Origin of the sequence: Streptomyces sp. NPDC056480, from assembly GCF_042795405.1 — a bacterium.
Classification (GTDB): domain Bacteria; phylum Actinomycetota; class Actinomycetes; order Streptomycetales; family Streptomycetaceae; genus Streptomyces.
Window position 1 is genome coordinate 14,851 of sequence record NZ_JBHTSA010000030.1, and the last position, 13,095, is coordinate 27,945.

Annotated in this window: 9 protein-coding genes; 8 read left to right on the forward strand and 1 reads right to left on the reverse strand. The window is 72.0% G+C overall.

Translation table 11 applies throughout. From position 1 onward, the window contains the following. Window positions 1-29: 29 nt before the first annotated feature. The 5 genes from ACFQ79_RS15925 (at window position 30) to gatB (ending at window position 5,816) form a co-directional block, all read left to right on the forward strand. The gene (locus tag ACFQ79_RS15925) at window positions 30-2,144 is read left to right on the forward strand and encodes a putative bifunctional diguanylate cyclase/phosphodiesterase (protein WP_383583509.1); all 2,115 of its coding nucleotides are present in this window, start codon (window positions 30-32) and stop codon (window positions 2,142-2,144) included. Between the two features lie 106 nt (window positions 2,145-2,250). Beyond that, a complete protein-coding gene (gatC, locus tag ACFQ79_RS15930) occupies window positions 2,251-2,547 on the forward strand; it encodes an Asp-tRNA(Asn)/Glu-tRNA(Gln) amidotransferase subunit GatC (RefSeq protein ID WP_015036350.1) in 297 nt (98 codons plus the stop codon). Window positions 2,548-2,552: 5 nt separating this feature from the next. Continuing rightward, window positions 2,553-4,049 (forward strand): Asp-tRNA(Asn)/Glu-tRNA(Gln) amidotransferase subunit GatA, encoded by a 1,497-nt coding sequence (gatA, locus tag ACFQ79_RS15935; RefSeq protein WP_355969762.1) that lies wholly within the window; start codon window positions 2,553-2,555, stop codon window positions 4,047-4,049. A gap of 5 nt (window positions 4,050-4,054) precedes the next feature. Continuing rightward, the gene (locus ACFQ79_RS15940) at window positions 4,055-4,288 is read left to right on the forward strand and encodes a hypothetical protein (protein ID WP_030320338.1); all 234 of its coding nucleotides are present in this window, start codon (window positions 4,055-4,057) and stop codon (window positions 4,286-4,288) included. A 16-nt stretch (window positions 4,289-4,304) separates the two neighbouring features. Continuing rightward, window positions 4,305-5,816, forward strand: coding sequence for an Asp-tRNA(Asn)/Glu-tRNA(Gln) amidotransferase subunit GatB (gene gatB / locus ACFQ79_RS15945; protein ID WP_383583512.1), 1,512 nt, complete (start codon window positions 4,305-4,307; stop codon window positions 5,814-5,816). A gap of 80 nt (window positions 5,817-5,896) precedes the next feature. Here the strand turns inward: gatB and ACFQ79_RS15950 are convergent, their stop codons facing one another. Beyond that, on the reverse strand, window positions 5,897-7,711 hold the full coding sequence (locus tag ACFQ79_RS15950; RefSeq protein WP_383583514.1) for a protein kinase: 1,815 nt from the start codon (window positions 7,709-7,711) through the stop codon (window positions 5,897-5,899). Window positions 7,712-7,950: 239 nt separating this feature from the next. Between ACFQ79_RS15950 and ACFQ79_RS15955 the strand changes: the two genes are divergently transcribed. From ACFQ79_RS15955 to ACFQ79_RS15965, 3 genes are all read left to right on the forward strand, one after another. Next, entirely contained in the window at window positions 7,951-10,050 is a 2,100-nt protein-coding gene (locus tag ACFQ79_RS15955) for a phosphocholine-specific phospholipase C (RefSeq protein WP_383583516.1), read from the forward strand. A gap of 203 nt (window positions 10,051-10,253) precedes the next feature. Beyond that, complete coding sequence (locus tag ACFQ79_RS15960; protein WP_383583518.1) at window positions 10,254-12,521, forward strand: MMPL family transporter; 2,268 nt, start codon at window positions 10,254-10,256, stop codon at window positions 12,519-12,521. Continuing rightward, window positions 12,499-13,056, forward strand: a complete 558-nt coding sequence (locus ACFQ79_RS15965) for a GNAT family N-acetyltransferase (RefSeq protein WP_383583520.1) — start codon at window positions 12,499-12,501, stop codon at window positions 13,054-13,056. Before ACFQ79_RS15960 ends, ACFQ79_RS15965 begins: the two co-directional genes overlap by 23 nt. Window positions 13,057-13,095: the final 39 nt, after the last annotated feature.

Sequence of the window (13,095 nt, forward strand, 5' to 3'; positions counted from 1 at the left end):
CGGCACCGCCGCCTGTGAGAGGGACGGGAATGGAACCGACCGAGAGCGCCGCCCCGGTCCCACGGCCGCACGGCCGTGTGGTGTCCCTGGGTTTCACCTCCCGGCTGCCCGCAGCCGTGGTGGGCATCGCCGCCGTCGTACTCGTCGTCGGCCTCCAGCAGGGCCTGAGCGCCGGCAGCGGCCTCTTCCCCGGCGGGGTCACCGGCTGGTCCCTCGCGGTCCTCACCGGCCTCATCGTCGGCCACCTGGTCGCGCTCGGCCGCGACCGCTGGTGGGGCGGCACCGGTTCGGGCGCCGCCCTCACCCTCGCCGTCCTCCTGCTCTACGGCTGGGTGCCGGCCGGACTCGTCTCGATGACCGTCGTCACCCTGGTCGGCGCCGCCCGCCGGCACCGCTGGCGACAGGGCCTGCTGCACGGCGCCGCCGACGTCCTCGGGGTCGGCGCCGCCGCCCTCGTCCTCGCCCTCTTCGGCGACGTCCCCACCGTCGAACGGCCCTGGCAGCCCCTCGACTGGACGATCGGAGACCTCCCGGAAGTCGTCCTCGCGGCCGCCACCTACCTCGTGGTGACCCGGCTCCTCCTGTGGTACACGCTCGCCCCGCCGACCCGCGGACTGCCCACCGTCGCCCGCACCGCGCTCCTGAGACAGGGCCTCGTCGCCGTCGCCCTGCTCGGCATCGCCCCGCTGATCTGCGTCGTCGCCGCCACCCGGCCCGTCCTGCTGCCGCTCTTCGCCGTCCCCCTCATCGCCCTCGACTCCACCCTGTGGATCGCCCGCGCCCGCGCCGAGGAGCAGCTGCGGGACCCGCTGACCGGGCTCCCGAACCGCCAGTGGCTCCTCGAACGGGCCTGGACCGCCCTGGAGGAGGCCGAGGGCGAAGGGGCCCGCGCCGCCCTCGTCCTGATCGACCTCGACCGCTTCCGATCGGTCAACGACACCCTCGGACACCTCGCGGGCGACCGGCTGCTCCTCCAGATCGCCGACCGGCTCCGCCTCGCCCTGCCCCGCGGCGCCGAGGCCGCCCGGCTCGGCGGCGACGAGTTCGCCGTCCTGCTGCCCACCGCCGACTCCACCACCAGCGCCCAGCGGGTCGCCCGTCACCTCGTCGCCGAACTCTCCTCCCCGCTCGACCTCGACGGCCTCACCCTCGTCCTGGAGGCCAGCGCCGGCGTCGCCGTCTTCCCCGACCACGCCCTCGACGCCGAAGGCCTGCTGCGCCGCGCCGACGTCGCCATGTACCAGGCCAAGCGCGACCGCACCGGCGTCGAGGTCTACGAGTCCAAGCGCGACTCCAACACCCCCGACCGGCTCGGCCTCCTCGGCGACCTGCGCCGCGCGCTCGACGCCGGCGAGGTCGAACTCCACTACCAGCCCAAGGTCCGGTTCGACGGCCAGGTCGCGGGACTCGAAGCCCTCGTCCGCTGGGTCCACCCCGAGCGCGGCAAGGTCCCGCCGGACGAGTTCATCGCCATCGCCGAGTCCTCCGGCCTGATGCCGCACCTCACCGAGTACGTCCTGGAGACCGCCCTCGCCCAGGTCGCCCGCTGGCGCGCCCAGGGCCTCAACGTCCCGGTCGCCGTCAACGTCTCGCCCCGCGACGTGCACACCCCCGGCTTCGCCGGAGCCGTCGCCGCCCGGCTCGCCCGCCACGGCGTCCCGGCCGGCGCCCTCCAGCTGGAGATAACGGAGCACGTCCTCCTGGAGGACCCCCAGCGTGCCGCCGACACCCTCAACGGCCTCACCGGCCACGGCGTCAAGATGTCCCTCGACGACTTCGGCACCGGCTACTCCTCCCTCGTCCATCTGCGCCGGCTCCCCGTCAGCGAACTGAAGATCGACCGCTCCTTCGTCGCCCGGCTCGCCGTCGACACCGAGGACGCCGAGATCGTCCGCTGCACCGTCGACCTCGCCCACTCCCTCGGCCTCCTCGTCGTCGCCGAGGGCGTCGAGGACGACGAGACCTGGGAGCGCCTGCGCGACCTGGGCTGTGACGCCGTCCAGGGCTGGCTCGTCGCCGCCGCGATGCCGCCCGGCGAGGCCACCGCCTGGCTGCTCGCCCGCGGCGAGCACGGCTGGCGCCGACCCGCCGACATCGCCGCCGAACTCGGCGTGGACCACCCCTCCGGCCAGGTCGTCCAGTAGGCCGTGTCCACCCCGGGAGACGACCCCGGGCAAACCGTTTCACGGGCAGCGGCACCGGCCCCATAGGATGGGCCCACACCATCAAGCTCACCCCGTGAGGATCCGCATGCCTGGCATCACGCGCGAGGAGGTCGCCCACCTCGCACGGCTGGCGCGTCTGGAGCTGAAGGGCGAAGAACTCGATCACTTCGCCGGCCAGCTCGACGACATCATCGGCGCGGTCGCCCGCGTCTCCGAGGTCGCCGACCAAGACGTACCGCCGACCTCCCACCCGCTGCCGCTGACCAATGTCATGCGCGCGGACGAGGTCCGTCCGTCGCTCACCCCCGAGCAGGCGCTCTCCGGCGCCCCGGCCCAGGAGCAGCAGCGTTTCAAGGTGCCGCAGATCCTGGGGGAGGACTAACAGTCATGACGGACAACATCATCAAGCTCACCGCGGCCGAGATCGCCGGGAAGATCGCCGCAGGCGAGCTGACCGCCGTCGAGGTCACCGAGGCGCACCTCGCCCGCATCGAGGCCGTCGACGAGAAGGTCCACGCCTTCCTGCACGTCGACCGTGAGGGCGCGCTCGCCCAGGCCCGCGCCGTAGACGAGAAGCGCGCCCGCGGCGAGAAGCTCGGCCCGCTCGCCGGTGTGCCGCTCGCGCTCAAGGACATCTTCACCACCGCCGGCATGCCGACGACCGTGGGCTCGAAGATGCTCGAGGGCTGGATCCCGCCGTACGACGCGACCCTGGTCAAGAACCTGAAGGCCGCCGACGTCGTCATCCTCGGCAAGACCAACATGGACGAGTTCGCCATGGGGTCCTCCACCGAGAACAGCGCGTACGGTCCGACGGGCAACCCCTGGGACCTGACCCGGATCCCCGGCGGCTCCGGCGGTGGCTCGTCCGCCGCCCTCGCCGCGTACGAGGCGCCCCTCGCCATCGGCACGGACACCGGCGGCTCGATCCGCCAGCCCGCCGCCGTCACCGGCACCGTCGGCGTCAAGCCGACCTACGGCGGCGTCTCCCGCTACGGCATGGTGGCCTTCTCGTCCTCCCTGGACCAGGGCGGCCCCTGCGCCCGTACGGTCCTGGACGCGGCCCTCCTGCACGAGGCGATCGCCGGGCACGACCCGCTCGACTCCACCTCCATCGACGCCCCGGTCCCGCCGGTCGTCGAGGCCGCGCGCAACGGCTCGGTCGCCGGCATGCGCGTCGGTGTCGTCAAGCAGTTCCGCGGCGAGGGCTACCAGGCCGGTGTCGTGCAGCGCTTCGACGAGTCCGTCGAGCTGCTCAAGTCGCTGGGCGCCGAGATCGTCGAGCTGGACTGCCCGACCTTCGACCTCGCCCTCTCGGCGTACTACCTGATCGCGCCGTCGGAGTGCTCCTCCAACCTGGCCCGCTTCGACGCCATGCGCTACGGCCTCCGGGTCGGCGACGACGGCACGCGGTCCGCCGAGGACGTCACCGCCCTCACCCGTGAGGCCGGCTTCGGCGACGAGGTCAAGCGCCGCATCATCCTCGGTACGTACGCGCTGAGCTCCGGCTACTACGACGCGTACTACGGCTCGGCCCAGAAGGTCCGGACCCTGATCACCCGCGAGTTCGAGAAGGCATTCGAGGAGGTGGACGTGATCGTCTCCCCGACGACCCCCACCACCGCCTTCCCGATCGGCGAGCGCGCCGACGACCCGATGGCGATGTACCTCGCGGACCTGTGCACCATCCCGACCAACCTGGCCGGCAACGCCGCCATGTCGCTGCCCTGCGGCCTGGCGCCCGAGGACGGTCTGCCGGTCGGCCTGCAGATCATCGCTCCCGCCATGAAGGACGACCGGCTGTACAAGGTCGGAGCCGCCGTCGAGGCCGCCTTCGTGGAAAAGTGGGGGCACCCGCTGCTCGAGGAGGCTCCGTCGCTGTGAGTGCCATGGCAAAGAAGGCCAAGAACTTCAAGAAGTCCAAGACCGGCGTCTACGTCTCGCTCGCGACCACCGCGTTCGGTGCGATCAGCGTCGCGAAGCAGGCCAAGCTGGCCCGCAACGACAACGACATGCTGCGGCTGATCGACTCCGCCGTGTCCGCCGCCGCCATCGTTACCGGCCTGGCGATCCTCTACCGGGAGCTCAAGCGCCTGGGCGACGACGACGTCCTGCTGGGCTGAGAGGGAAAGTCTCACCGTGACTGTCACTGAACTGCTGTCGTACGAAGCGGCGCTCGCCGAGTACGACCCCGTCATGGGCCTGGAGGTCCATGTCGAGCTCGGCACCAAGACGAAGATGTTCTGCGGCTGCTCGACCGAGCTGGGCGCCGAGCCGAACTCGCAGACCTGCCCGACCTGCCTCGGTCTGCCGGGCTCGCTGCCCGTCGTCAACGCGATCGGCGTCGAGTCCGCCATCAAGATCGGTCTCGCGCTGCACTGCGAGATCGCCGAGTGGTGCCGCTTCGCCCGGAAGAACTACTTCTATCCGGACATGCCGAAGAACTTCCAGACCTCCCAGTACGACGAGCCGATCGCCTTCAACGGCTACCTGGACGTCCAGCTGGAGGACGGCGAGATCTTCCGCGTGGAGATCGAGCGCGCCCACATGGAGGAGGACACCGGCAAGTCGCTGCACGTCGGCGGCGCCACCGGCCGCATCCACGGCGCGTCGCACTCGCTGCTCGACTACAACCGGGCCGGCATCCCGCTCATCGAGATCGTCACCAAGCCGATCGAGGGCGCGGGCGAGCGTGCCCCCGAGGTCGCCAAGGCGTACGTCGCCGAGCTGCGTGAGCTGATCCGCGCGCTCGACGTGTCCGACGCGCGCATGGACAAGGGCCAGATGCGCTGCGACGTGAACCTGTCGCTGCGCCCCCACGGCACCAAGACCTTCGGCACCCGCTCGGAGACCAAGAACGTCAACTCGCTCCGTTCGGTGGAGCGCGCTGCCCGCTTCGAGATCCAGCGGCACGCCGCGGTGCTGTCCTCCGGCGGCACGATCGTGCAGGAGACCCGTCACTTCCACGAGGACGACGGCTCCACCACCTCCGGCCGCATCAAGGACAACGCCGAGGACTACCGGTACTTCCCGGAGCCCGACCTCGTCCCCGTCGCCCCGGCCCGTGCCTGGGTGGAGGAGCTGCGGGGCACGCTGCCCGAGCTGCCCCGGGTGCGTCGCAACCGGCTGCGCGAGGAGTGGGGCGTGTCCGAGCTGGACATGCAGTCCATCCTCAACGCGGGCGCGGTCGACTCGATCGTCGCCACGATCGAGGCGGGCGCGGACGCGGCCTCGGCCCGCAAGTGGTGGATGGGCGAGCTCGCCCGCAACGCCAACGAGCAGGGCGTCTCCCTGGAGGAGCTGGCGATCACCCCGGCGGACGTGGCCCGGGTCTCGGCCCTGGTCGCCGCCGGCGATCTGAACGACAAGCTGGCCCGTCAGGTCATCGAGGGCGTTCTCGCGGGCGAGGGCACCCCGGACGAGGTCGTCGAGAAGCGCGGTCTGAAGGTCGTCTCCGACGACGGCGCGCTCGGCACGGCGGTCGAGGAGGCCATCGCGGCCAACGCGGCCATCGCCGACAAGATCCGCGGCGGCAAGGTCGCCGCGGTCGGCGCCCTGGTCGGCGCGGTCATGAAGGCCACCCGCGGCCAGGCGGACGCGGCGCGCGTGAAGGACCTGATCCTGGAGAAGCTGGGCGTCAGCGAGGGCTGATCCCCTTCTCGTACGGACATGGGGACGGCCCCGCACCGGAGTTCCGGTGTGGGGCCGTTCCGCATGCGTACCGGGCGTCCCTACTTGCTGAGCTTCGGTTCGGCGAGGATCAGCCGGCCCATGTCGCAGTTGTCATTCGGGTCCTCGTACTCGATGCGCAGGCGCAGTCCGTGGTCGAGGTCGAGTGTCAGCGGCTCCGGCCTGCCCAGGTTGACCACGCCGGTGTGGACGGCGTTGCCGTCGACCTTGACGGTGAGTCGGGCGGAGGTGTTGGCGGAGGCGTCGTCGACACCGGCGAGCAGGGTGAGCGTCTTCCAGTGGGTGCCCAGGTTGTACTCGGCGGCCCCCGAGCACTCCGCGTCGCCTCCGTCGGGCACGAGCGCCGTTTCGTAGTAGGTGGCCTTCAGCGTCCCGTTGCCGACGGTCAGCCAGGCGTAGTCGCCCCTGGCCACCTTGTCGAGCGTGGTGAGGGACACCGAGCTCGGCCCGGGGCCCGGTGTGTTTCCGGTGGCCGACGTGCTGCCCGACGGAGTCGCGGAGGTGGGCGCCTTCCCGGACGCGGTGCCGTCGCCGGGCGTGCCGGACGCGGTGGTGGCGGTGGTGGTGCCCCCGCTCGGGGTGGCGCCGGCGGCCCTTCCGCCGGAGTCCTCGTCCCCCAGGTACCGCGCCCCGATGACCGCACCGGTGGCCAGCAGGACGCCGGCGACGACCGCCGCCACCACCGCGTTGCGCGGCTTCCGCCCGCGGTGCGGCGTGGCGGCGTAGGTCTCCGGTGCGCCAGGCCGTGAGGTGACGGAGGAGGGTGCCGTCGCCGGGGGTGTCGCGACGGGCGGCTCCGGCAGCGGCGCGGGCGGCGGTGCCGCCACCGGCGCGGCCGTGGGCGGCGGGGGTGTCACCGGCGCGGCCGCGGGCGGTGGGGGTGTCACCGGCAGGGGCGGCGCCGACGGCTTCCGGGGCGGCGCGGCCGGAACCGCGTCCGCGATCGTCGCCGGGCGCGAGGTCGTCGTCGACACGACTCCGTGCCGTACGTCCTTCACCCAGGCCGACAGGGAGAGCGGCCGCCGGCCCGGGTCGGCCGATGCGATGCTCAGCACCCGGTCCCGCTGCTCGGCCGGCAGCCCCGCGACCTGAGGCAGCGCGCCGATCGCGGCCACCAGCTGCTCGGGGGCGGTCGGCGGGGACTGGCCGCTGAGGAGGAAGTACGCGATGGCGCCGAAGGCGTAGCGGTCCGTGCCCGGGGTGCGCCTGCCCTCGAAGATCTCGGGAGCCGCGTAGCCGGGGGTGAACCACACCTCGGCCGTCTGGTGGTCGGCCGTCAGCTTGCTGAGGCCGAAGTCGACGAGGGTCGCCTGCCCGTGCTCGTCGACCATGACGTTGCCCGGGGACAGGTCGCCGTGGACCACGGTCCGCCCGGACGGCGTGGCCCTGCCGGAGTGCAGCCAGTCGAGGACGTCGGCGATCTGCTCGAGCGTCCCCATCACCTCGCGCCGCTCGGCGGCCGTGGCCAGGGTCCGTTCGGCCCGCCAGTCGCGCAGGTCGAGGCCCTCGACGTGGTTCATGACGAGGGCCAGGGCCCGGCCGCTGATCGTCCCGGACTCGCCTGGCCGGTGGATCGGCGGCCCCTGGAAGTGCTCCCGTACGCCGACGACGCCGGGCCGGTGGACGAAGCGCAGCAGCTCGGCCTGCTCGTTCCACTTCTGGCTGACGCGTTCGAAGATCTCGGGCGTGAGAGTGGTCTTCGCGTCGAGGATCTTCACGACGACGGGCTCGGTGCCGCCGGCCAGCTCGATCTCGGCGAGGTAGAGAACGGCCTCGCCGCCCCGCCCGATGGACCGCAGCAGCCGGTACCGGTCAGGTGCGGAGTCGGGCCCGATGTGGTGTGCCGTGCTGCTCAAATCTCCCCCAGGGCACAGTGATTGACGAACAGTCAGCTTGCCGCCCCGGCGGGTCCGCGGTCAACGCGGAGGGGGCGGGGGCGGCGGGGGAGGCCGCTTGGACTCCCGTCACGTGCTCTTGGACGTTCACCACCGCGCCCCCGTCGGGTCTTCTTTCCGTCATTCCGTCTCACTACCGTCCCCGGCGTACCACCCAATGGCTCGACGGAGAACCATTGGTCGTCGACTGGAGGTCGGTCTTGTCATCCGAGATGTCCCGCAGAAGGCTCCTCGCACTGGGCGGAGGCGCCCTCGGCGTTGCCGCGGCCGGCTCGTTGCTGCCGCCGTCGTTGCAGGCCGCGATGGCCGCGGAGCCGCCGGCCGGCGGGATGTCGGCGGTTCGGCACGTGGTGATCCTGATGCAGGAGAACCGTTCCTTCGATCACTACTTCGGCACCCTCCGCGGCGTCCGCGGCTTCTCCGACCGCAACGCCGTCGAGCTGCCCTCCGGCAGGCCCGTCTTCGAGCAGCCCGCCGCGCTCGGCCGGACCGTGCTGCCCTTCCCGATCCGCGGCGCCGCCGAGACGCAGCGGAAGGACCTCCAGTACATCGGGGACCTCGACCACTCCTGGGGCGGCGGCGGCAAGGCCTGGCACGACGGCTGGATGGACGGCTGGGTCTCGGCCAAGACCGCCGCGACCATGGCGTACTACGACCGGCAGGACATCCCCCTGCACTACGAGCTCGCCGACACCTTCACCATCTGCGACGCCTACCACTCGTCCATCCACACCTCGACGAGCCCCAACCGCAACCACCTCTGGTCCGGCTGGACCGGCTTCGAGGCCGACGGCAGCCGCGCCGTCACGAACGCCGCGTACGCCGAGGGCACCCACCCCGGCTACGGCTGGCCCACCTACGCCGAGCGGCTCGAAGCCGCAGGGCGCAGCTGGAAGACGTACACCGAGTGGGAGAACTTCACCGACAACAACATCGAGTTCTTCACCAGCTTCAAGAAGATCGCCCGAAAGGCGCTCGCCGGAACCGGCGGGCACACCTTCATGGAGTCCTTCTACGCCGCCGTCCGCGACACCGACGACGCCGCCGAGCGCGCCCGTCTCCTCGGGCTCCTGGAGGAGGGCGTGGCGACCCTCACCGAGGCCGAGCGCTCCCTCTTCGAGCGCGGACTGCGCCGCGTCGAGAGCGGCACCCTCGCCGACGCCTTCCGCGCCGACGTCGCAGCCGGCACCCTCCCCGAGGTCTCCTACCTCGTGCCGTCCGCGATCGACTCCGAGCACCCCGGCTCCTCCTCGCCGATCGCCTCCGCGACCCTCGTCTACAAGGTGCTCGACGCCCTCGGCGCCCACCCGGACGTCTGGCGCCACACCGTCGTCCTGATCAACTACGACGAGAACGACGGCTTCTTCGACCACGTGCCGCCGCCGGTCCCGCCGGCCGACGACACGGACGAGCGCTGGAAGGGCCAGCCCACCGGCCTCGGCATCCGCGTCCCGCTGCTCGTCGTCTCCCCCTGGTCGGTCGGCGGCTACGTCTGCTCCGAGACCTTCGACCACACCTCGGTGATCCGTCTCCTGGAGCGGCTCACGGGCGTCCGGGAGCCCAACATCACCCCCTGGCGCCGGGCCGTCACCGGCGACCTCACCTCCGCCTTCGACTTCCAGCGGGGCCGCCGGCAGCCCGACGTCGACCAGCCGGGCCCGATCCCGCCCTTCAGCGGCCGCTGGCGGCCGCAGCCCCCGGCCGTACAGCGGATGCCCGTCCAGGAGCCCGGCGTCCGCCGCGCCCGCCCGCTGCCGTACCAGCCGGACGCCGAGGCGACCCTCCACGCCGGCACCGTGAAGGTCGCGCTCGGCAACCGGGGGAAGGCGAGCGCGCACTTCGCGCTCTACCCGTACGCGGGCGAGTTCGCCGTCCCGCAGCACAAGGACGTCAGGGGGACGGGGGAGTGGACCGTCCCCGTTCCGGGTGATCGCTACCGCTTCACGATCACCGGCCCCAACGGCTTCCGCCGCGAGTTCGAGGGACCCGTGACCGGGGGCGCAGAGCTCGCCTCCCGGATCGATCATCATGACCGTGACCTGCACCTCACCGTACGGAACACGGGCTCGGCACCCGTCTCCTTCACGGTGCGGCCGCTGGGCTACGTGGACCCCGAGGACTCCGCCGACCTCGGGGACTGGACCCGCACCGTCACCGTCAAGCCCGGCAAGACCCGTACCGTCGTGCACTCGGCCGCCGACGCGCACGGCTGGTACGACATCGAGGTGACCGCGCCCGGTGGCTTCCGCCGCCGGCTCATGGGCCACATCGAGAACGGCCGGGCCAGCGTCTCCGGCTGAGCACCCACGGTGAGCCGTTCTGCCCGGAGGGTCGGGACGGAGGTCCAGGACCTCCGCCCCGACCCTCCGGGCATGCCTGTGAGCATCGCCACGAAACGGGCAAACGATCACGTTTGGCTGCCACAGTGGGCGCACGTAGGTCAAGCGTTCTTTTTCGGGCTGTTCCCGCTGAAGATCCTCGAACCACCCAGGGAGCACGTCCTTTGGCAGCCATCGCACGGTGGTGCATCAAGCACCGCCTCGTCGCCGTCCTGCTGTGGCTCGTCGCTCTCGGCGGGGTCGGCACCGCGGCGGTCGTCGCCGGCAGCGCGTACTCCAACGACTACGAGGTCCCCGGCACCGAGTCCGGCCGTGCCACCGCCCTCCTGGAGCGCGGCTTCCACGGCCTCGGCGGTGACAGCGACACCATCGTCTGGCACACCGACGAGGGAAGCGTCCGTGCCGACGCCGTCGAGCGCCGCATGACCGCCGTCCTCGACCAGGTCGCCGAACTCCCCGGCATCGCCACCGTGACCTCCCCGTACGGCGACACCCGCGGACAGGTCAGCGAGGACGGGCACACCGCCTACGCCACCGTCACCTTCCACGAGCAGGCCGACGACATCCCCGAGGCGCAGGCCCGCGCCCTCGTCGACACCGCGAAGGCCGCCGCGAACGACAGCCTCTCGGTCGAGCTCGGCGGCAGCGCCGTCGCCCTCACCGAAGCCCCCGGCGGACACATCGCCGAAGTCGTCGGCGTCGCCGTCGCGGCCGTCGTCCTCTTCCTCGCCTTCGGCTCCCTCGCCGCCTCCGCGCTCCCCATCGCGACCGCGCTCGTCAGCGTCGGCATCGCCTACTCCGGGATCGTGCTCCTCGGCCATCTGATGACCGTCGCCGACTTCGCCCCCATGCTCGGCATGCTCGTCGGCCTCGGCGTCGGCATCGACTACGCCCTCTTCATCGTCACCCGGCACCGCAGGGGCCTGAAACGCGGGCTCTCCGTCGCCGAGGCCGCCGAGACCGCCGTCGCCACCACCGGCCGCGCCGTCGTCTTCGCCGGCGCCACCGTCTGCATCGCCCTGCTCGGCATGCTGATCCTGCGGCTCAGCTTCCTCAACGGCGTCGCCATCGCCGCCTCCCTCACCGTCGTCCTCACGGTGGCGGCCTCCGTCACCCTCCTGCCGGCGCTGCTCTCCCTCATCGGCATGCGGGCGCTGTCCCGGCGCGAACGCCGGACCCTCGCCGAGCACGGGCCGCAGCCCGAGCTGCCCACCGGCTTCGCCGCCCGCTGGTCCGCCTTCGTCGAGCGGCACCCCAAGCTCCTCGGGATCGTCGCCGCCGTCGTCATGGGCGTCCTCGCGCTGCCCACCCTCTCGCTCCACCTGGGCACCTCCGACCAGGGCAACGGCCCGGCCACCGCGACCACACGGCAGGCGTACGACCTGATCGCCGACGGCTTCGGCCCCGGCGTGAACGGCCCCCTCACCCTGGTCGCCGGGCTCGACGGCGCCGACGACCGCGTCGCCCTCGACCGGCTGCCGGCGGCCCTGTCCGCCACCAAGGGCGTCGCCTCCGTCTCCCCGGTCACCTACAACAGCTCGGGCGACACCGCCGTCCTCACCGTCGTCCCCGACTCCTCGCCCCAGTCCAAGGCCACCAGCGAGCTCGTCGACCGGCTCCGCACGGACGTCCTCCCCGCGGCCGAGAGCGGCACCTCGCTCGACGTCCACGTGGGCGGCGTCACGGCCTCGTACGACGACTTCGCCGAGATCATCATCGGCAAGCTGCCGCTCTTCGTCGGTGTCGTCATCGCGCTCGGCTGTCTGCTGCTCCTGCTGGCCTTCCGCTCCCTCGGCATCCCGCTCAAGGCCGCCGCCATGAACGTGGCCGCCGTCGCCGGTGCCTTCGGCGTCGTCGTGGCGATCTTCCAGTGGGGCTGGGGGAGCGAGCTCCTCGGCCTCGGCAGCGCCGGGCCGATCGAGCCCTTCCTTCCGGTGATCATGGTCTCGGTCCTCTTCGGGCTCTCCATGGACTACCAGGTCTTCCTGGTCAGCCGGATGTACGAGGAGTGGCTGGAGACCGGCGACAACCGGCGGGCGGTGCGGGTCGGCCTCGCCGAGACCAGCCGCGTCATCAACTCCGCCGCCGTGATCATGATCGCGGTCTTCCTCGCCTTCGTCCTCTCCGGCGACCGGGTCATCGCGATGTTCGGCATCGCGCTCGCGGCGGCCGTCGCCCTCGACGCCTTCGTGCTGCGCACGCTGCTCGTCCCCGCCCTCATGCACATGCTCGGCGGGGCGAACTGGTGGCTGCCCAAGTGGCTCGACCGACTGCTGCCCCGGATCAGCATCGAAACGCCCGAGTGCCGCGAGGCCGCCGACGCGCGTGGGAAAATACCGGCTCAGCGTGTGACGGCAGTGATGGCAGTGACGGCGCCCGCGGCTCCGGCCGCGGAGGAGAGGAACGACGATGTTCGCGATATCGCTGGGTGACGACGGTGCCGAGCTCAGGCCCCTGGAGCCCTCGAACGCCGAGGAGTTCCTCGCCCACATGGACCGCGGACGCGCGTTCATCGGCGAGCACATCGTCCTCGCCGACGTCGTCGCGGACCTCGACTCCGCCCGTTCCTTCCTCGGCTCGTACGCCGAGAAGGCCGCGAACGACACCGGACGCATCTACGGCATCTGGACCGGCGGCACGCTCGTCGGCGGCGTCCTCTTCCGGACCTTCGACGTCACGTACGGCACCGCGGAGGCGGGTTGCTGGCTGGAGCCCTCCGCGGCCGGGAAGGGTCTCATCACCCGCGCCTGCCGGGTCATCATCGACTGGGCGATCGAGGAGCGCGGCATCCACCGCGTCGAGTGGCACGCCTCCGCGAAGAACGGGCCGAGCATCGCCGTCGCCCGTCGCCTGGGCATGACCCTCGAGGGCGTCCTGCGGGAGAACTACCCGCACCGCGGCGTCCGCGCCGACACCGAGGTCTGGGCCGTCCTGGCGCCGGAGTGGCGCGCGGCGAAGGCCTCGTAGCCCGCTTTCCTCATACGGTTCTCATCCAGGGCGCCTAGC

Bases quoted from the DNA above. Each gene is read 5' to 3' on its own strand.
- gatC (WP_015036350.1), top strand. From the start codon at position 2,251: ATGCCTGGCATCACGCGCGAGGAGGTCGCCCACCTCGCACGGCTGGCG.
- ACFQ79_RS15965 (WP_383583520.1), top strand. From the start codon at position 12,499: ATGTTCGCGATATCGCTGGGTGACGACGGTGCCGAGCTCAGGCCCCTG.
- ACFQ79_RS15925 (WP_383583509.1), top strand. From the start codon at position 30: ATGGAACCGACCGAGAGCGCCGCCCCGGTCCCACGGCCGCACGGCCGT.
- gatA (WP_355969762.1), top strand. From the start codon at position 2,553: ATGACGGACAACATCATCAAGCTCACCGCGGCCGAGATCGCCGGGAAG.
- ACFQ79_RS15940 (WP_030320338.1), top strand. From the start codon at position 4,055: ATGGCAAAGAAGGCCAAGAACTTCAAGAAGTCCAAGACCGGCGTCTAC.